The organism is Serratia sp. BNK-4 (assembly GCF_048685115.1).
Taxonomy (GTDB): domain Bacteria; phylum Pseudomonadota; class Gammaproteobacteria; order Enterobacterales; family Enterobacteriaceae; genus Serratia; species Serratia bockelmannii.
The window spans coordinates 3,453,175-3,470,906 of sequence record NZ_JBLQTM010000001.1 but is presented as its reverse complement, the minus strand read 5'-3'; the positions used below and the strand labels follow the sequence as shown (position 1 = coordinate 3,470,906).

The 17,732-nt window shown below is 59.2% G+C and carries 16 protein-coding genes and 2 pseudogenes; 7 read left to right on the top strand and 11 right to left on the bottom strand.

The genetic code is table 11. The features are described 5' to 3' along the window. Nucleotides 1-71: 71 nt before the first annotated feature. The 3 genes from ACMGGW_RS16655 to ypfH all read left to right on the top strand — a co-directional run bounded on the left by ACMGGW_RS16655 (nt 72) and on the right by ypfH (nt 3,817). Complete coding sequence (locus tag ACMGGW_RS16655) at nt 72-938, top strand: neutral zinc metallopeptidase (RefSeq protein WP_043140420.1); 867 nt, start codon at nt 72-74, stop codon at nt 936-938. Between the two features lie 56 nt (nt 939-994). Further along, on the top strand, nt 995-3,007 hold the full coding sequence (locus tag ACMGGW_RS16650) for a tRNA(Met) cytidine acetyltransferase TmcA (RefSeq protein ID WP_197832442.1): 2,013 nt from the start codon (nt 995-997) through the stop codon (nt 3,005-3,007). A 120-nt stretch (nt 3,008-3,127) separates the two neighbouring features. Beyond that, a complete protein-coding gene (gene ypfH, locus ACMGGW_RS16645; RefSeq protein ID WP_197832443.1) occupies nt 3,128-3,817 on the top strand; it encodes an esterase in 690 nt (229 codons plus the stop codon). 30 nt (nt 3,818-3,847) lie between these two features. On the opposite strand, the gene ACMGGW_RS16640 is transcribed toward ypfH, so the two are convergent. The 5 genes from ACMGGW_RS16640 to ACMGGW_RS16620 form a co-directional block, all read right to left on the bottom strand. Then, entirely contained in the window at nt 3,848-4,033 is a 186-nt protein-coding gene (locus ACMGGW_RS16640; RefSeq protein WP_004941720.1) for a YpfN family protein, read from the bottom strand. Nucleotides 4,034-4,035: 2 nt separating this feature from the next. Beyond that, a complete protein-coding gene (locus tag ACMGGW_RS16635; RefSeq protein ID WP_025303824.1) occupies nt 4,036-4,710 on the bottom strand; it encodes a M15 family metallopeptidase in 675 nt (224 codons plus the stop codon). Continuing rightward, entirely contained in the window at nt 4,707-5,834 is a 1,128-nt protein-coding gene (gene dapE / locus ACMGGW_RS16630; RefSeq protein ID WP_025303823.1) for a succinyl-diaminopimelate desuccinylase, read from the bottom strand. Before dapE ends, ACMGGW_RS16635 begins: the two co-directional genes overlap by 4 nt. Continuing rightward, on the bottom strand, nt 5,831-6,217 hold the full coding sequence (locus tag ACMGGW_RS16625) for an ArsC family reductase (RefSeq protein ID WP_025303822.1): 387 nt from the start codon (nt 6,215-6,217) through the stop codon (nt 5,831-5,833). The genes dapE and ACMGGW_RS16625 overlap by 4 nt, the downstream gene beginning before the upstream one ends. Nucleotides 6,218-6,472: 255 nt before the next feature. Further along, complete coding sequence (locus ACMGGW_RS16620) at nt 6,473-7,024, bottom strand: LuxR C-terminal-related transcriptional regulator (RefSeq protein WP_089181196.1); 552 nt, start codon at nt 7,022-7,024, stop codon at nt 6,473-6,475. Nucleotides 7,025-7,555: 531 nt separating this feature from the next. Here ACMGGW_RS16620 and ACMGGW_RS16615 point away from each other — a divergent pair. Continuing rightward, complete coding sequence (locus ACMGGW_RS16615; protein ID WP_025303820.1) at nt 7,556-7,981, top strand: GNAT family N-acetyltransferase; 426 nt, start codon at nt 7,556-7,558, stop codon at nt 7,979-7,981. Nucleotides 7,982-7,988: 7 nt separating this feature from the next. Here ACMGGW_RS16615 and ACMGGW_RS16610 read toward each other — a convergent pair whose 3' ends face one another. After that, nucleotides 7,989-8,420, bottom strand: a complete 432-nt coding sequence (locus ACMGGW_RS16610) for a GNAT family N-acetyltransferase (RefSeq protein ID WP_025303819.1) — start codon at nt 8,418-8,420, stop codon at nt 7,989-7,991. Nucleotides 8,421-8,429: 9 nt separating this feature from the next. Further along, entirely contained in the window at nt 8,430-8,909 is a 480-nt protein-coding gene (locus ACMGGW_RS16605) for a tetratricopeptide repeat protein (RefSeq protein ID WP_049204814.1), read from the bottom strand. Between the two features lie 216 nt (nt 8,910-9,125). On the opposite strand from ACMGGW_RS16605, the gene ypfM reads away from it, so the two are divergent. Next, complete coding sequence (gene ypfM / locus ACMGGW_RS16600; RefSeq protein WP_100396732.1) at nt 9,126-9,185, top strand: protein YpfM; 60 nt, start codon at nt 9,126-9,128, stop codon at nt 9,183-9,185. A gap of 125 nt (nt 9,186-9,310) precedes the next feature. Here the strand turns inward: ypfM and acrD are convergent. Further along, nucleotides 9,311-12,444: pseudogene (gene acrD, locus ACMGGW_RS16595) on the bottom strand (multidrug efflux RND transporter permease AcrD). A 292-nt stretch (nt 12,445-12,736) separates the two neighbouring features. Between acrD and ACMGGW_RS16590 the strand changes: the two are divergent. Then, nucleotides 12,737-13,015: a winged helix-turn-helix domain-containing protein gene (locus tag ACMGGW_RS16590; RefSeq protein WP_004941750.1), complete on the top strand. Its 279-nt coding sequence runs from the start codon at nt 12,737-12,739 to the stop codon at nt 13,013-13,015. Between the two features lie 32 nt (nt 13,016-13,047). Here ACMGGW_RS16590 and ACMGGW_RS16585 read toward each other — a convergent pair whose 3' ends face one another. Next, nucleotides 13,048-13,680 carry a response regulator gene (locus tag ACMGGW_RS16585; protein WP_025303816.1) on the bottom strand — a complete coding sequence of 211 codons (633 nt, stop codon included), beginning with the start codon at nt 13,678-13,680 and terminating at the stop codon, nt 13,048-13,050. Nucleotides 13,681-13,841: 161 nt separating this feature from the next. Continuing rightward, nucleotides 13,842-15,518: a nitrate/nitrite two-component system sensor histidine kinase NarQ gene (narQ, locus tag ACMGGW_RS16580; protein ID WP_025303815.1), complete on the bottom strand. Its 1,677-nt coding sequence runs from the start codon at nt 15,516-15,518 to the stop codon at nt 13,842-13,844. Between the two features lie 369 nt (nt 15,519-15,887). Here narQ and nudK point away from each other — a divergent pair, with 369 nt between their 5' ends. Next, nucleotides 15,888-16,460, top strand: coding sequence for a GDP-mannose pyrophosphatase NudK (nudK, locus tag ACMGGW_RS16575; protein ID WP_197824414.1), 573 nt, complete (start codon nt 15,888-15,890; stop codon nt 16,458-16,460). Here the strand turns inward: nudK and ACMGGW_RS16570 are convergent. Next, nucleotides 16,461-17,706, bottom strand: a pseudogene (locus ACMGGW_RS16570) (IS3 family transposase). Between the last annotated feature and the right edge of the window lie 26 nt (nt 17,707-17,732).

Genomic DNA, 17,732 nt, shown 5'->3' with positions numbered 1-17,732 from the left:
CTTGAAGCTGCCTTTGCGCTTACGATCGCGGTGCAACTTCAACGAGCAGGGGAAATATCTGGAGTGTATTTATGCGTTGGCAAGGGCGTCGGGAAAGTGACAATGTTGAGGATCGTCGCGGGCAATCTTCAGGTTTGGGCGGTGGTGGCGGCGGCTTCCGTGTGCCGCGCGGCAAGGGCGGCATTGTCATTCTGGTGGTGGTGCTGGTGGCCGGCTATTACGGTATCGATCTGTCGCCGCTATTGAACGGCGGTAACGTCGCACCGCAGGGTCAACAGCAGAGCGCCAACATCAGCCCGAAAGACGATGAATTGGCCAAATTTACCTCGGTGGTGCTGGCCTCAACCGAGGATAACTGGAAAGAGATTTTCCAGCGCATGGGCAAAACCTATCAACCGCCGAAGCTGGTGATGTATCGCGGCGTGACGCGCACCAGCTGCGGCACCGGTCAGGCGGCTATGGGGCCGTTCTACTGCCCGGGTGACAGAACGGTGTATATCGATTTGTCTTTCTACCAGGATATGAAAACCAAGCTGGGTGCCGGCGGTGATTTCGCCCAGGCCTATGTGGTGGCGCACGAAGTCGGCCACCACGTGCAGAACCTGTTGGGCATCGAGCCGAAGGTCCGCCAGATGCAGCAGGGCGCCAGCCAGGCGGAAGTAAACCGCCTGTCGGTGAAAATGGAGCTGCAGGCGGACTGCTTTGCCGGCGTGTGGGGCAAATACGCTGAGAAGCAGCAGATGCTGGAAGAGGGCGACCTGCAGGCGGCGCTGAACGCTGCGCAGGCGATTGGCGACGATCGGTTGCAGCAGCAGAGCCAGGGCCGCGTTGTGCCGGACAGCTTCACTCACGGCACCTCGCAGCAGCGCTATACCTGGTTTAAACAGGGCTTCGACAGCGGCGATCCCAATACCTGCAACACCTTTGCATCCCGTTAACGCCTCAAGTGCCGGAGCCTGACTCCGGCATTTTTTTCGGATTGAGACACAGCGTTATGTTACAGGCAGCGCAACAACTTATGCGGCGGCAGGGCATCCGACGCCTGCTGGTGCTCAGCGGTGAACCTGACTGGTGCCGCGAACAGGCGCAGCGGCTGGCGGCTACGTTGCCAGGCGACTGGCCGTGGGTCGGGGAAAATCCGCCGCCCGGCGAGGTGGCTTTAGCAAGCGGCGCGATGCGCCAATTGCTGGGGCAGGAGCGGCTGCACGCGGTGTTCGACGCCGGTCACTCGCTGGACGTAGAGGCGCTGGCGGCGTTGAGTGGCGCCTTGCGCGCCGGCAGCTGGCTGCTGCTGTTGACGCCCCCCTGGCGACAATGGCCTCAGCAGCCGGACGGCGACAGCCTGCGCTGGAGCGATTGTCCGCAGCCGATCACCACGCCGCATTTCATTCATCATCTGCAGCAGCATCTGGCCGATGACAGCGAAGTGACGATCTGGCGGCAGGGAGAGCCCCTGACGCTGGCCGCGCTGCCGGCGCGTGAAGGGTGGCAGCCGCCGGATGGCCGCCCGACCGAGGAACAACAGGCGATCTTGACGGCGCTGCTGCAGGCCGAGTCCGGCGTGTGGGTGCTGACCGCCGCCCGTGGCCGCGGCAAATCGACGTTGGCGGGTATGCTGGTGGCGCAGTCGCCGCTGACCTGCTGGATCACCGGGCCGAGCCGCGCCGCCACTGAGGTGGCCGGGGAATGGGCGCAGGGGCGCGCGCAGTTTTGGGCGCCCGATGCCTTGCTGGCGCAGTGTCGTGAGGGTGACGTCAGCGCCGTGGGGTGGCTGCTGGTGGATGAGGCGGCGGCGATCCCCGCGCCACTGTTGCAGCAGTTGATCGGTTATTTTCCTCGCGTGCTGTTGACCACCACGGTGCAGGGCTATGAAGGCACCGGCCGCGGTTTTCTGCTGAAGTTTTGCGCCGGGCTGCCGTCCTATCAGGCGCTGAGCCTGCAACAGCCGATGCGTTGGGCACAGGGGGACGCGTTGGAACGGATAACGGACAATGCGCTGTTGTTCAACGAGCTGCCCGCCTGGCCGGCGGACGGCCAGGCGATCGATTACAGCCAGGCGGAGCAGCGTGAACTGTGCGCCGATCCGCAGCGGCTGGCGCGTTTCTATGCTCTGCTGAGCAGCGCGCATTACCGCACCTCGCCGCTGGATTTGCGCAGGTTGATGGATGCGCCCGGTATGCATTTCGGGCTGGCGCAGGCCGAACAGGAAGTGGTGGGCGCCGTGTGGCTGGTGGACGAAGGCGGCTTGAGCGCCGAGTTGGCGCACGACGTGTGGGCCGGCCGCCGCCGACCGCGCGGCAACCTGGTGGCGCAGTCGCTGGCGGCGCATGGCGGCCAGTGGTGGGCGCCGATGCTGCGGTCACGGCGCATTACCCGCATCGCGACGCTGCCTGCGTTGCGGCGGCAGGGTATCGCGCGTCAGCTGGTCGAGCGGCAACGCTGCCAGGCTCAGGGTCTGGACTTCCTGTCGGTCAGCTTCGGCTATACCGAGCCGCTGTGGCGCTTTTGGCAATCCTGCGGTTTCGAGCTGGTGCGCATCGGCAGCAAGCCGGAGGCCAGCAGCGGCTGCTATACCGCGATGGCTATCTTGCCCCTGAGCGAGCAAGGAGAGGCGCTGCGGCACGCGGCGCACAAGCATCTGGCGCGCGACTGGCCCTGGCTGCGGCAGCGTATTGAACTCGCGCTGGCGATCCCGGGCGACGACGGCGACACGCCGCTTGGCGAAGAGGACTGGCGCGAGCTGGCCGGATTCGCTTTCGCCCATCGGCCGCTGGAGGCCAGCCTGGGGGCATTGCAGCGTTTGCTGTTGGCCAGCAATTTGCCGCTGCCCGCGCTGCGCGGCCATCTGCAACGGCGGCAATCCCCGGCGGCCTGCGCGGAGCAGGCGGGCGTAAGTGGCCAGAAAGCCTTGCTGCGGCACTGGCGGCACGAAACGGCGCAGGCGCTGGAACAGTTGAATGCGCAGCACTGCCGTTACTGGCGCGACTGGGCGCAGTCGTTGCAATAAATTGAATAACTCGCTCAATAAAACCCGATTTTCCCGATTTCTCAACGGCGTATAGTCACTGTCAGCGGTGCGGCGGCGACTGTCGCCGCACCAGGTTTGGTTACTATTAAGGAGTCATCGATGAAACATGAGCATTTCGTTGTCCAAACCCCGGCGACCCCGGCGGCGCAGCTGATCTTGCTGTTTCACGGTGTCGGCGACAACCCGGTGGCGATGGGGGAGATCGGCAGCTACTTCGCCAAAGACTTTCCTCAGGCACAGGTGGTGAGCATCGGTGGCCCCGAAGCGTTCGGCAACGGCGCCGGGCGCCAGTGGTTTTCGGTGCAGGACGTGACCGAAGAGAACCGCGTGGCCCGCATCGCAGACGTAATGCCGCAGTTTGTGGCCGTGGTGCGCCATTGGCAGCAGCTGAGCGGCGTTGGCTATGCCGGCACTGCCCTGGTGGGGTTCTCGCAGGGAGCGATCATGGCGCTGGAGGCGTTGAAGGCGGAAACCCGCCTCGCCGGGCGAGTGGTCGCGTTCAGCGGGCGTTTCGCCCAGTTGCCTGAGCAGGCGTTCGGCGACAGCGTGGTACATTTGATCCACGGCGAAGAGGACGCGGTGATCGCGGTGCAGCACGCTCACGCGGCGGCGGAGGCGTTGCGGACCAACGGCGCCGATTTCACGCTGGACGTGGAACAGGACGTTGGGCATGCGATCAACCAGGGCATGATGAACGCCGCGCTGGAAAGGTTGCATTACTATGTGCCGCAGCGCTACTGGGACGAAGCCTTGTCCGGCAAGCGCGGCGAGCTGATCGCCTTCCGCTAAAAATTCAGGGCGCCGATGAGCGCCCTGATGTCATTTCTTTTTCGGCCAGTCGTCTTCGTCATCCCACTGGGCATTGTTGTCGCGGTGCGGCGGTATCTCCGGCTTGTTGGCCAAATAGCTTTTAACGTCGACGCGGCGCAGTTCCTTGATGCCGCTGACGACCATCCCCACCAGAACCAGCAGGATAATCCACCAGTAATCAGCTAACCATTGCATAGCTACTCCTTTCCTTCACTGCGTATAAAACGCGAAAAAATCGAGGGCAGATGGCGTTCGAGCCATTCGGCACCGGCGACCTCCTTATCATGCCAGGCCGCCAGCAACAGCGCCGGGGTCAGCAAATGTTCGGCCTCTTGTGCCAGCGGCCGGTAGCTCAGATGCCACGGCTCCACCGCCACGCCGCCGCAGTCTTCGGTAAAGGGGCGGTAGAAACCGAATTCGGCCATATGCGCGGTCAGCCACTGGTTGAGCGGCGCAAAGTAACCGCCTTCCTCATATTCCCACGGCTCCAGCTGCAGCTTTTGCCCTTCCGGCAACAGCGACGGATCGTACACGTCCAGATCGCTGCCCCAGTGATGGCGGCTGGCGCCCGGCAGGGCCGACCAGCGCAGGATCGCCTCACAGCGCTCGGCGGCCGATAGCGTCGCGACGTCGATCGGGCGGCTGTCCTTATCTAATACTGGCCGCTGGCCGCAGAATTTGCCATTCCAAATCGCCAACTGGCGGTCGAAATCGCGGAAGGTGCTGGCGGGCTGGAGATCGAATCCCGCCTCATGCGCCGCCTGCTGCATCGCCAGGAAGGCGTTGACCGCCTGCGGCTGCAGGCGGTGGTTCCCGCTCAGCGGCGCCAGGTGTTCGGTTGAGCGGCCGGTGAGCATCTCTGCGTTGATCATGCGACCAATTGCTCCATGATGCGTTGATACATGCGGCTCAGCAGCTGCAGATCCGCGGCGTTGACACATTCGTTGACCTTGTGGATGGTGGCGTTGACCGGCCCCAGTTCCACCACCTGCGCGCCCATCTGCGCGATGAAGCGGCCGTCGGAGGTGCCGCCGGTGGTCAGCAACTGCGGCGTCAATTCAGAATAGTGCTCGACCGCGTTGACCACTGCATCCACCAGCGCGCCGCGCGAGGTGAGGAACGGTTGACCGGACAGCCGCCATTCGATGCTGTAATTCAACTGATGGCGTTCCAGCAGCTCTTCCACGCGCTGCTTGATCATCGCGTCGGTCAGTTCGGTGCTGAAACGGAAGTTGAACTGCACGTAGAGATCGCCCGGGATCACGTTGTTGCTGCCGGTGCCGGCCTGCACGTTGGCGATCTGCATACTGGTCGGCGGGAAGAACTCGTTGCCGCGATCCCATTCGATCGCCACCAGTTCATTCAGTGCCGGCATGGCGCGGTGCACCGGATTGTCCGCCAGATGCGGATAGGCAACGTGCCCCTGTACGCCGTGGATATGCAGGTTGGCGGTGATGGAGCCACGACGGCCGTTTTTCACCACGTCGCCGACGCGCTCGGTGCTGGACGGCTCGCCGACCAGGCAGTAATCCAGCCGCTCGTTGCGCGCCATCAGCGCTTCGACCACTTTAACCGTGCCGTGAGTGGCGCTGGCTTCTTCATCCGAAGTGATCAGGAATGCCAGACGACCCCGGTGATTCGGGTTGGCGGCGACAAAGCGTTCCGCGGCCACCACCATCGCGGCCAATGAGCCTTTCATGTCCGCCGCGCCGCGGCCATAGAGCATGCCGTCACGGATTGCCGGTTCAAACGGCGGGTTGTCCCAGCGTTTTTCATCACCGGTCGGCACCACGTCGGTGTGCCCGGCAAACGCCAGGGTTTGCCCTTCACCGCGCCAGGCCCAGAAGTTTTGGGTATCTTCGAAGTCCATTGCTTCGACGGTGAAGCCGATCGCCTGCAGGCGATCGATCATCAGCTGCTGGCAGCCTTCGTCATTCGGGCTGAGGGAAGGGCGTTTGATCAACTGCTGGGCCAGTTCGATAACCGGGCAAGTCATACGGCAACCTCGGTGATAAATTGTTGGTAAGTGTCGGCGTTAAAACCGAGCAGGGCGTGGCCGTTGCCGTCGTCCAGCAGCGGACGTTTAATGATTGCCGGCTGCGCCAACATCAGCGCGATGGCGGCGTCGGCATTATCACAGGCGTTGCGCTGCGCTTCATCCAGCTTGCGCCAGGTGGTACCGCGGGTATTGAGCAGCGGCTCCCAACCCAGCTGCGCGACGAAACCGCGCAGTTGCTGTTCGGTCAGGCCGTCGGCGCGGTAGTCGTGAAAATGATAGGCTATGCCCTGATCTTCCAGCCAGCGGCGGGCTTTTTTGATGGTGTCGCAGTTTTTGATGCCGTACATCGTCAGCGTTGTCTGTTGCGGTTTATTTGCCATGGCGTAAAGCTACCTGTCTCGTCGAGTCGATACTGAGCGGCGGGCGCGGTCTTAGGCCTTCTCGCCGCCCGGCGATAGCAGAGATAATGCCAGTAAAGCGGCGGCGAGATCCAGACAACGATGCGCGCGAGAGACGATTGGGCGCCAGGGAGAGAGAGGTTGGCAAAGCGATGAAACGGCGACCTTCGCCAGCGGTGCTTTTAAAAGACGCCGGCGAACGCATTCAGCCGCCAATGCGGAGCTGGGGGGCGGTCACTACTCTTTATTGATTCTTATGTTTAAACGATCGGTCAAACACCGTACGCGGGTAATATGCAACAGCGGTTTTATCCTGCTGGCGCCGAGCTTTTTCATTATTCGCGACTTGTAATGATTGGCGGTTTTATTTCTGATATTCATGGCATTGCTGATATCGGCCAGCGATTTTCCCGTCGACCACTCCGAAAGGAAAAGGGACTCGCGCTGGGAGAGTTGCGGCGGTTCGGTATAGTGACTGTAACGCTTATATAAGTCACCGATCAGGTGGCTGAAGCGGCTCAATGATATAAGGTTTGATAATATAATGGTCTTATTGTCGACAATCACCACCTCATGCAGGCAGTCGGTGATAATGATTATTTTGTAGGTATTGGGGTTGGCATATTCATCGCGGTAACGTGCTTCAAAATTGGCGATAGTGACATCGATAAAGCAGACCCTTTTACGGCTAAAGCCGGCCGGCGCGCGTTTTTCCGCCCATGTTTGGTTAATGAGTTGTCGAATGCCGACGGTGGTATAGGCACACTCGCTGAAAATATCAATTTCCATTTTATTATAGTCCTTTACTTTCTATTTCCCGGTGAGGATTGATATCTTAAAACATAAAAAAAGAAATAATCTAAATAATTTCATGTTGAACTTATCTTGCACCGCAAACGAATGAGCGTTATCTGGGCGCGAGCTTTGAAGGGAAGGTTATATACTAGCATGATTTATAAAGAGTAAATCTTTTTTTCAACTGAATTTTTAAGCAAGGTAAGGCTAATAGAATAGACATCTTCTATTAATACCTCGGTAATTGAAAGGAATTAACATAGATATTGGCTATCAAAATTATCAAAACGATCGTTTTTGACGATCATTAAATGACGGAAGATTGCGTTTAACGAGTTAAAAACTAAGATTTTTCTTGGTTTTATCACGATGAGAAGCTTTACTTGGATCGACAGTAAAGTCGGCGCTGAAGTCATGCGAAAATTAACGTGGAAATTGAGACAAAGATAATTCTAAACAAAGAAAATGCGATGTTTTAAGCTGTGAGCAGAGTGCGAACGTGGATGATTGATACGGAGAGCTGGCGTGAAAGAATGTCATATCGAAATTTCCGATCGGGTAACGCAGGAAATAACGTCCTGTATCGCGGAGGGGTTGGACCGTTTTAATGATCAACATATCGGCTACGGCGATCGTCTGCCGTTGGCCGTGGTGGTAAAAGATCCCGATAGTGGGGAGGTTCTCGGGGGGATTACCGGGCGCTCATCATTAGGGCTGCTGTTTCTCGATCTCTTTTATCTGCCGGAAGCGTTGCGCGGGGCGGGGCTGGGCAGCGAATTGTTGCGCCGTTTCGAGCAGGAAGGCCGCCGGCGCGGTTGCCTTTCCGCCGTGTTGTACACCATCAGCTTTCAGGCGCCGGACTTTTATCAACGACATGGCTGGCAGCGTATGGGGGAGGTGGCGTGCCTGCCGCCGGGGACCTGCCGTATCTTTATGAGCAAAACCTTGTAATGCGCGATTAACGTACGTAGCCTCCCTGTTGCAAACGCCGCAGGGCGGCGCCCTCAGCGAACACCATGCCGGTGGTCAAATCGTGAAAGCCGTACTTTTTATAGAAGGCCAGTTTTTCCGGCACCGAATAGATGAAAATCTTGCCGAGCGGCGCCAGATCTTGCATCACCCGGTCCATCAACCTGCGCCCCAACCCCTGTCCCTGAAAGCGCGGATCGATCGCCACGTCGGCCAGGTAGGCAACCGAGGTCAAATCGCTGATGGCATGTGCGGTGGCGATCAGCTCATCGCCGATAAACCCCCAATAGCAAAACTGGCTGTGTTGGTAAACGCGTTGCAGCGTATGCGGATCGCGTTCGCCCAGCCCGGCGGCCTGCAGCAATTCACACAGCCGCTGCCAGTCGATGGCGCGGCGGCTCATATCGGTGATGATTTCCATGGTTTTCCTCTAATCAATATGATTGAGATCGGCGGCATAGTGCCGAATGGCGCGCTGATAGCCGCGGATACCGGGGTCTGACGAGGTGTCCGCCAGCAACAACAACAGATCGGCCACGGCGCGTTTATTTTCACCCAGGTTGTACAGCGTCATGGCGCGAAACAGCATTAGTTCGTTGGCCTGCGGGAATTCGGTCAGGCCATCGTCGAAAGCGCGCAGCGAAGCCGGGTATTTCCCCAGGGCGCGGTAAGTGCTGCCGAGGCCCAGCCAGGCTTCACGGCGCTGGGCGGGCGGCAAATCGCGAGCCAATGCCGCGAGGTAGCAGGGAATGGCCTGTTGCTCCAGGCCCTGAACGTCATACAGGCAGGCCAGCTGAAAGTGTAACATCGCCGCTTCCGGCTCGGCCGCCAGTTGCCGTAACGCCAGCGCAGTCGCTTCCTGATAGCGGCCCTGCGTTTTCAACTGCGAGAGAGACAAAGAAGTGGACATGATCGGCGCTCCCTTGGCGTATTTTTATACCTTTTACACGCTACCGTGGAGAAATTGATATCACAAGGGAATAGCTGTACTGCACATTGATCAGATAAATACGAAAATGTGCGCTAAGCCCGATTTCCGGGCCCGGCATCGTTCCCGTCTCCCTTCACATGGTCAAAAAACAAGCGTAGAATCCGCTTCGTCAAATAATTGAGGTTGTAAAGTATTATGGTTGATCGTGAATTAGGAAACTGGAAAGACTTCATTGATGAGATGTTGGGCAACTGACACAGCGTTGAAGCAGATGGCAAGGTTGAGTCATTGGAACGTCACTGAAACACCTTGGGAACGAGATTATCGTTCGAAAAAAAGCAGCATCGGTTACCCGACGCTGCTTTTTTATGCGCTGCCTGTTACTCCTCAGTGGTCGGCGTGGTTGCCGGATGCGCTTTACCCGGGAAACGGCGCCGCACCAGCACGAAGAACAGCGGCACGAAGAAAATCGCCAGCAGGGTGGCGGAGATCATGCCGCCCATCACCCCGGTGCCGACCGCATGCTGGCTACCGGAACCGGCGCCGCTGCTGGTGGCCATCGGCAGCACGCCGAAGATGAACGCCAGCGAGGTCATCAGGATCGGCCGCAGACGCATGCGGGACGCGTCGAGCGTCGCCGACATCAGATCTTGGCCTTTATGGTTCAGCTCATTAGCGAACTCGACGATAAGAATGGCGTTTTTCGCCGACAGCCCAATAATGGTCAACAGGCCAACCTGGAAATAGACGTCGTTCTCCAGACCGCGCAGCCAGGTGGCGGCGACCGCGCCGATCACCCCCAGTGGCACCACCAGCATCACAGAGAACGGTATCGACCAGCTCTCGTACAGCGCCGCCAGGCACAGGAACACTACCAGCAGCGAGATGGCGTACAGCGCCGGCGCCTGCGAGCCGGACAGCCGTTCCTGATAGGACATCGCCGTCCATTCCAGCCCGAAGCCGGTCGGCAGTTGGCTGACCAGTTTTTCCATTTCCGCCATCGCGGTGCCGGTGCTGACGCCGTTGGCCGCTTCGCCGACGATCTCCAGCGCCGAGCTGCCGTTATAGCGCTCCAGCCGCGGCGAACCGTACTCCCAGTGCGAGCTGGCGAAGGCCGAGAACGGCACCATGCTGCCCGCGCTGTTGCGTACATACCATTTGTTGATGTCATCCGGCAGCATGCGGAACGGCGCTGCGGCCTGCACGTAGACTTTTTTCACCCGGCCGCGGTCGACGAAGTCGTTGACGTAGGTCGAGCCCCAGGCGGTGGAGAGGGTATTGTTGATGTCGTCGATAGACACGCCCAGTGCCTGAGCCTTGCGTTGATCGGTATCGATTTGCAACTGCGGGCTGTCGTCCAGGCCGTTGTGGCGCACGCGCGACAGCAGCGGGTTTTGCCCGGCCAGCTGTAGCAGCTGATCGCGCGCTGCCATCAGCTTGGCGTGGCCGAGGCCGGCGTGGTCTTCCAACTCCATATCGAAGCCGGAAGAGTTGCCGAGGCCGGTGATAGCCGGCGGGCTGCTGGCGATCACCCGCGCTTCGTTAATCTTGTTGAACGCCAGGGTGGCGCGATCGATGATGTCGAACGAGCTGTTGGCGCCCGAGGTGCGCAGATCCCAGTCTTTTAGCCGAATGAACAGACGCGCCACGTTTTGGCCGTTCCCCCCGGCCCGGAGCCGATGATGGCGAACACCGACAACACATCCTGTTTCTCTTCGGTGAGGAAGTACCGCTCGACCTTTTCCACCACTTTGGACGTTTGTTGCAGGGTCGAGCCTGCCGGCAGCTGCACCTGTACGGTGAAGATGCCACGGTCTTCCTGCGGCAGGAAGGAGGTCGGCAGCTTGATGAACAGCAACGCCATGCCGCCGAGCAACAGCAGATAAATCACCATGTAGCGGCCGCTGGCGTGCAGGATGCGCCCCACGCCGCGCTCATAGCGTTCGGTGTTGCGGTTGAACATGCGGTTGAACCAGCCGAAGAAGCCGCGCTTACCGTGGTGGTGGCCCTTGGCGATCGGTTTGAGCAGCGTGGCGCACAGGGCAGGGGTCAGGATCATCGCCACCAGCACCGACAGCACCATGGCGGAGACGATGGTGATGGAGAACTGTCGATAGATGGCGCCAGTGGTGCCGCCGAAGAACGCCATCGGTACGAACACCGCCGACAGCACCAGGGCGATGCCGACCAGCGCGCTCTGGATTTGCCCCATGGATTTGCGCGTGGCTTCACGCGGCGGCAGGCCTTCTTCGCTCATCACGCGTTCGACGTTTTCCACCACCACGATGGCGTCGTCCACCAGCAGGCCGATCGCCAACACCATGGCGAACATGGTGAGGGTGTTGATGCTGAAGCCGCAGGCGGACAGGATGGCGAAGGTGCCCATTAGCACCACCGGCACGGCGATGGTGGGGATCAGCGTGGCGCGGAAATTCTGCAGGAACAGGTACATCACCAGGAACACCAGCAGGATGGCTTCCAGCAGCGTTTTCACCACGTCCTTGATCGAGGCTTTGACGAACGGGGTGGTTTCATAGGCCACTTTGGCCTCCAGCCCGCGCGGGAAGTACTGCGACAGTTCGGCGATCTTGTCCTTCACCAACTGGTCGGTCTGCAGTTCGTTGGCGCCGGAGGCCAGCTTGATGTTCATGCCCGCGGCCTGCATCCCGTTGTAGCGGCTGAGGTAGTTGTAGTTCTCGCCGCCCAGTTCGACGGTGGCGACGTTGCCCAGCGTCACCAGCGATCCGTCCTGATTGACCCGCAGGGTGATCTGGCGGAATTGTTCTGGCGTCTGGAGCTGCGACTGGGCGTTGATGGTGGCGTTCAACGCCTGTTTATCGACCGATGGCGTGCCGCCCAACTGGCCGACCGCCACCTGGGCGTTCTGCGATTGAATGGCCTTGACCACGTCCTGGGTCGTGAGCTGGTAACTGTTGAGCTTGTTGGGATCGAGCCAGATACGCATGGCGTATTGCGAGCCGTACACGTCCATGCTGCCGACGCCGTTGATGCGGCTGAGCGGATCCTGCAGGTTGGAGACGATGTAATCGGCGATGTCCTGCTTGTCCATGCTGTTGTCGGTGGAGACGAACGCCACCATCATCAGCGTGGTGTCGCCGGATTTCGACACCGTGACCCCCTGATTCTGCACCGCCTGCGGCAAACGTTTGATCGCCGCCTGCAGCTGGTTTTGCACCTGCTGCATCGCTTCGTTGGGATCGGTGCCGGCTTCGAACGTCAGCGTGACGGTTGCCTGGCCGGTATTGGTGCTCTGCGACGACATATACATCATGTTGTCGAGGCCGGTCATATTCTGTTCAATGATCTGCGTGACGGTGTTTTCCAGCGTTTGCGCCGAAGCACCTGGGTAAGTTGCGCTAATGCGCACGTTCGGCGGCGCCAGATTCGGGTATTGTTCTACCGGTAAAGAAAAAATCGCCAATGCCCCGGTCAGGCAAAGAATAATTGCCAGCACCCAGGCGAAAATCGGGCGATCAATAAAAAAATTGGCCATGCAGCGCGAACCTCGTTATGACTTGTTCTATCTTTAAAACGCATCGGAAATATGCATTTCAGCGGCAGGGAAGGATTCCGGCGCTATTGCACTTTACTCGGGATAGTCGAGGAAAGCGTGGAGAAAAAAAGGAGATAGTGTAAATAACGGTAGCGGAAAACGGCGTGGATGCACCGACGCCGATAATTGTACGCTATTAAGACATTTTTATTACTATCAAAGGCCTTGCGCATGTCTTCGCCGCAGGCAACCGAAAGTAAAAACTGGACTCACCTTACAGCAGGAGCTTGGCATGGGAATTAACCCGGTATTTGCCCGTCGGCTTTATTTATGCTGGCTGATCAGCCACAGTGAGCGGCCCAATGTGCCGCGGTTGATGGCGCTGACCGGTTGGCCGCGCCGCACGTTGCAGGATGTGCTGAAGGCGCTGCCCGGCATGGGCGTCGAGCTGCAGTTCGTGCAGCAGGGCGTGCGCAACAACGACGGTTTCTATCAGTTGGAAAGCTGGGGGCCGTTCAACAAGAGCTGGGTGCATCAGCACCATCAGGCGCTGCTCAGCGCCATCGAGTAAGCGGCCCCGGCGTATTGGCCGGGGCGGGGCGATCAGTGGCTTTTGTACTCCAGGTACATCACCGTCGCCGCCACGCGAGAACGCACGTCCAGCTTGCGCAGTATATTGCGGATGTGCACCTTCACGGTTTCTTCAGAAATATGCAGCTGCGCCGCCACCTGTTTGTTGGACAGGCCGCGCGCCACCTCTTGCAAGACGTCCAGTTCGCGTTCGGTCAAGGCGGCGAAGGGATCGCGTTGCTCGCCGCGCGCCAGCAAATAGTCGGCCATGGCGTCGCTGATCACGTTCTGCCCTTCGGCGGCGGCGCTGATGTGTTCCAGCAGCTGTTCCGGTTCACTGTCTTTCAGCAGATAGCCGTCGGCGCCGGCGTCGATCAGCGCATACAGATCGCTGCGCGCGTCGGAGACCGTCAGCACGATGATGCGCGCGTCCACGCCTTCGTCGCGCAGGGCCCGCAGCGTATCCAGCCCGGACATGCCCTTCATGTTCAGATCCAACAAGATCACGTCCGGCGCGTGCTGCAGTGCCAGCGCAACCGCCTCGCTGCCGTTGCCGGCTTCCGCTACCACGCCAAATCGCGCATCCAGTCCCAGCAGCTGTTTGATGCCGCGCCGCATCAACGGATGATCGTCAACGATCATGACTCGGTATTGCTTCATCACCATGAAATATGCTCCCTGTAGCAAGTAAAGCCACTCAAACGCGCCCGGAGGCGTGCTTCACAGTGGGACTGTCTCTTCAAAAATAGCGGCATTCTGCACCGCAAACCTCTCTGGGCGGCCTTCTGCCCGGCGGCAACCGTAACGCCGAGTGAACAGCCGCAAGGTCAGGGCGAGAATGTCAGGCAGACCGCCGTGCCGCCGCCGCCTCTGCGCCGGATGCGCAGCGTTCCTCCCAGTCGCGCCGCGCGTTCGCTCATGATGGTCAAGCCGTAATGCCCTTCCGGTTCTTCCAGACTGGCGATGCCGCAACCGTCGTCGGTAATGCTGAATACGTTGTCGCCTGCGGCATTGACCTCGCAACACACCGCGATCTCGTTCGCTCCGGCGTGCTTGACGGCATTGAGTACCGCTTCGCGCACGATCTGCAGCGCGTGCACCTGCTGTTGGGCGTTGAGCGCCTGCGAGGGCAGCCGACAGTGTAACTGAATCCGCGCGGGGGTTAGCGCCTTTAATGGCTGCAACAGTTGCTCCAGCGCGGCATTCAGGTCCGCCTCCTGAATGTTGAGGCGGAAGGTGGCCAGTAATTCTCTCAGCTGGCGATAGGCATCGGCCAGCGTGCGATCGAAATCATCGATAATCGTCTGCGCCGCCGGATCGTCGGCGGCGCGCCGGAGCAGCGTCAGCTGGATGCGCAGGAACGACAGCGTCTGCGCCAGCGAATCGTGCAGCTCGCGGGCGATGGTCCCACGCTCTTCCATCAGCAACAGATATTGGTGCTGCTTTTGCGCGCGGTTGAAGTAGACGCCGCGGCCCAACATATTGGCCAGGCTCTGCATCAGGTGAGGATGCGGCGGCTGCGCCTCGGGCTGCCAACGCAATTCGCCCAGCAGTTTATCGCCTTGAGTGATCGACAGCGCGCTCCAGGCTTGCGCCGGCGCCGGCTCTCCTTCGTTCAGTTGCCACTGGCCATGGTCGTCCGCCACGTTCAACCGGATGCAGCGCAGTCGTTCACTTTGGCGCACGATGCGCAGCACATTTTCAAACGCCTGCTGATCGATCTGGCGCACGCTCAGCGCCTGCGAGCAGCGATACAGCACCTCCAGCGTTTCGTTGGCCTGCTGCAGGCGCTGGGTCTTTTCCTGCACTTTCAGCTCCAGCGACTGATAGAGCCGGGCCAGCTCGTCCGACATGGCGCTGAAGGTTTGCGACAGCACGCCGAGTTCGTTCGGCAGCGCCACGTCCAGCTGCGGGTGGCGAAAGTCGCGCTGTTGCACGCGCTGGCTGGCGTCGACCAGATGCTGCAGCGGCGTGACCACCTGGCGGCGCATAAAACGGATGCAGAACAGCACCAGACCGATGATGGCGGCGTAGCCCAGTACGCTGATGGCGGCCACCAGGGTGAGTTTCAACTCTGAATAACGCTGTAGAGCGGAAACGAAATGATCGACGCGGTTGACGTAGCCGGCAACCTCTGCCCGGTAGGCGGCCGCCTGCCCGTCGCGGATCTGCTGCTCCATCGTTTGCCATGTTCGTTGCAACGCCAGATAGTGGTTGCGTACCTCGGCCGGGACGTAAAAACGCGCCAGCTTTTGCAGCGCGGGTGCCTGCAAAGATTGCCGGTATTGCTGCAGGTGCAGCTCCAGCTCCGGGTTCTGCCGGTCGAGGTCAAAGGCCAAGCGGTAGCTTTGCATGCGCAGCGAACCGGCGATGTTGATCGCCTCGGCATCGCTCTGGCTGCCGGCGACGGTCGTCAACGCCAACCCGGTGGCGAGCACCGACAGGATCACGATGCCGAACAGCGCTCTGGCCAGGCTGCCGGTCACGGAACGTTTAACAAGCAATCACGGAATCCTTTTCTCTCAGGTGAGGCGCTTCGCCATTTTCATTCGAAAGCAAAACTATAACTTTTGCAACTAAATTGCACCGCGATTTGTATCAAGTTGTCAACAAAACGGGAACAATTGTCGTTGTGTAATCAAATGAATAGCGAAATGCCCACCGATTTTCAGCCGCAGCCCGGTTTCCACTGATGATTTGCCTTTGTGGATGCGATTCGTCCTGACTCGTCTGTCAGAGTCTGCGTCTGCCCACGATGTATTTTAAATCCTGGTTTACCCGGAGAGGCGATGTGATTTTTGTTGCAAATCGTCTGCCGCGGCGCGGCCTAATCGCGGTATGATCTGCACGTTGTCACGCAAGGGAAAAGGGTTATGTCGTCGAAAATTGAGAATGTGAAGAAAGAGCTGCTGTCGGACAACTGGTATGTGCTGCACAAGTACACGTTCGATCTGAAACGCAAAAACGGCGGTTCGGTGCAACAGGTGCGCGAGGTCTACGATCGTGGCAACGGCGCTACCATTTTGCTGTACAACCGCGCCAAGGGCACGGTGGTGCTGACCAATCAGTTCCGCATGCCGACCTACGTCAACGGCAACGAGAGCGGCATGCTGCTCGAGGCCTGTGCCGGCCTGCTGGACGCCGACTCTCCGGAGCAATGCGCGCGCCGCGAAGCGGTGGAGGAGACCGGTTTTCAGGTCAGCGAGGTGAAGAAAATCTTCGAAGCCTACATGTCGCCGGGCGGCGTGACCGAAATCGTGCACTTCTTTATCGCCGAATACCATGATGATGAGCGGCGCGCGGCCGGCGGCGGCATTGAAGATGAAGATATTGAGGTGATCGAACTGCCGTTTCGCGACGCGGTGGCGATGATCGCCGACGGCCGGATTAAAGACGGCAAGACCATCATGCTGCTGCAGTATTTGCAGATTCATCGGGTGATGTGACTAGTCCTGATATAGGTTGACACTTTTCAACCGGATAACGCCCGATGAACCTCATCGGGCGTTTTGTATTTCAGCGACAAGTGCGGCCGCCGCGTGTTGTAGAGGTTCACCGACTCCCTGACCATCTTTCTTGCCTGCGCGATATCTTCTGGCCTGCCGAGCAGGTATTCCGTTTTGAGTATCCCGTTTATCCGTTCCGCCAGCGCGTTCTGATAACAGTCATACCCGTCCGTCATCGAGCAGATGACGCCATACTGCTGATGTAACGCCTGATATTCCTGCGAGCAGTACTGGATACCCCTGTCCGAGTGATGTACCAACGGCAACGCCGTGCGTCTGCCGGCCAGTGCCATTTTGAACGCGCAGGCGACATGCCGGGTATGCAGACTGTCATGCACGAGATATCCCACGATTTTTCTCGACCAGGCATCCGTTACCAGGCTGACATACGCCGTCCCCGTTCTCAGCGGCAGGTAGGTGATATCCGCCACCCATACCTGTTCCGGACGGCTGGCTATTACTTGATTGTCTCCCGCTTTTAGCAGGTTGGGATGGCGATAAAAACGATGATGGCTGTGCGTCGTCTTGTGATATGCCCGTTTAGGCATCACCAGTAACCGCGCGCAGCGCAGGATACTGAACAACCGGTCACGGCCCACATGCAACGCCGGTTCGGGGTGTTGCCGCAACAGGTGATGCAGCTTACGTGTCCCCAGTCGGGGTTGGTGCAAGCGGATGGCCGTCACCTGTTCGACGAGATGCCGGGCCTGCTCCTCTTTGCCTGCTTCACGCTGCAGGGACTGATACCACGCTTGTCGGCTGATGCCCATCCATCGGCAGGCCCGCGTTACTGTGAGTCCCGGTACTTGTGTTTGCGCGATAAGGCGGTTAGCTGCTTTTTTGTCAGCGTGGCGCCAAAGTCGGTGTTCATCACTTTGACGACAGCTTCGAAGAACTGGGCTTTGACTTCAGATTCAGCCAGTTGCTGCTCAAGTTCTTTAATACGCTGTTCGGGCGTCAGGGGGAGTTTGGGCATGTTGTCTCCGCACGTTCTGGTGGAAGGAGAAGTTCGCCAGTCAAGTTGACCGTATTTGCGCAGCCAGTTCATAACAGTCTGGCTGCCCTGGATACCGTAGCGATCTTGCGCCTGGCGGTATGTCATCTCGCCTTTTTCGACCTGTTCGACGACAGCCAGTTTAAAGGATAGAGAGTAATCGCGTTGTGTGCGTTTAATATACTGGTTCATCACATTTTCCTCTGTGCGTGAGTAAA

Excerpts from the sequence above, each read along its gene's own strand:
- ACMGGW_RS16655 (WP_043140420.1), top strand. The coding sequence starts at position 72 with ATGCGTTGGCAAGGGCGTCGGGAAAGTGACAATGTTGAGGATCGTCGC.
- ACMGGW_RS16650 (WP_197832442.1), top strand. The coding sequence starts at position 995 with ATGTTACAGGCAGCGCAACAACTTATGCGGCGGCAGGGCATCCGACGC.
- ypfH (WP_197832443.1), top strand. The coding sequence starts at position 3,128 with ATGAAACATGAGCATTTCGTTGTCCAAACCCCGGCGACCCCGGCGGCG.
- ACMGGW_RS16640 (WP_004941720.1), bottom strand. The coding sequence starts at position 4,033 with ATGCAATGGTTAGCTGATTACTGGTGGATTATCCTGCTGGTTCTGGTG.
- ACMGGW_RS16635 (WP_025303824.1), bottom strand. The coding sequence starts at position 4,710 with ATGATCAACGCAGAGATGCTCACCGGCCGCTCAACCGAACACCTGGCG.
- dapE (WP_025303823.1), bottom strand. The coding sequence starts at position 5,834 with ATGACTTGCCCGGTTATCGAACTGGCCCAGCAGTTGATCAAACGCCCT.
- ACMGGW_RS16625 (WP_025303822.1), bottom strand. The coding sequence starts at position 6,217 with ATGGCAAATAAACCGCAACAGACAACGCTGACGATGTACGGCATCAAA.
- ACMGGW_RS16620 (WP_089181196.1), bottom strand. The coding sequence starts at position 7,024 with ATGGAAATTGATATTTTCAGCGAGTGTGCCTATACCACCGTCGGCATT.
- ACMGGW_RS16610 (WP_025303819.1), bottom strand. The coding sequence starts at position 8,420 with ATGGAAATCATCACCGATATGAGCCGCCGCGCCATCGACTGGCAGCGG.
- ACMGGW_RS16605 (WP_049204814.1), bottom strand. The coding sequence starts at position 8,909 with ATGTCCACTTCTTTGTCTCTCTCGCAGTTGAAAACGCAGGGCCGCTAT.
- ACMGGW_RS16590 (WP_004941750.1), top strand. The coding sequence starts at position 12,737 with ATGGGAATTAACCCGGTATTTGCCCGTCGGCTTTATTTATGCTGGCTG.
- ACMGGW_RS16585 (WP_025303816.1), bottom strand. The coding sequence starts at position 13,680 with ATGGTGATGAAGCAATACCGAGTCATGATCGTTGACGATCATCCGTTG.
- nudK (WP_197824414.1), top strand. The coding sequence starts at position 15,888 with ATGTCGTCGAAAATTGAGAATGTGAAGAAAGAGCTGCTGTCGGACAAC.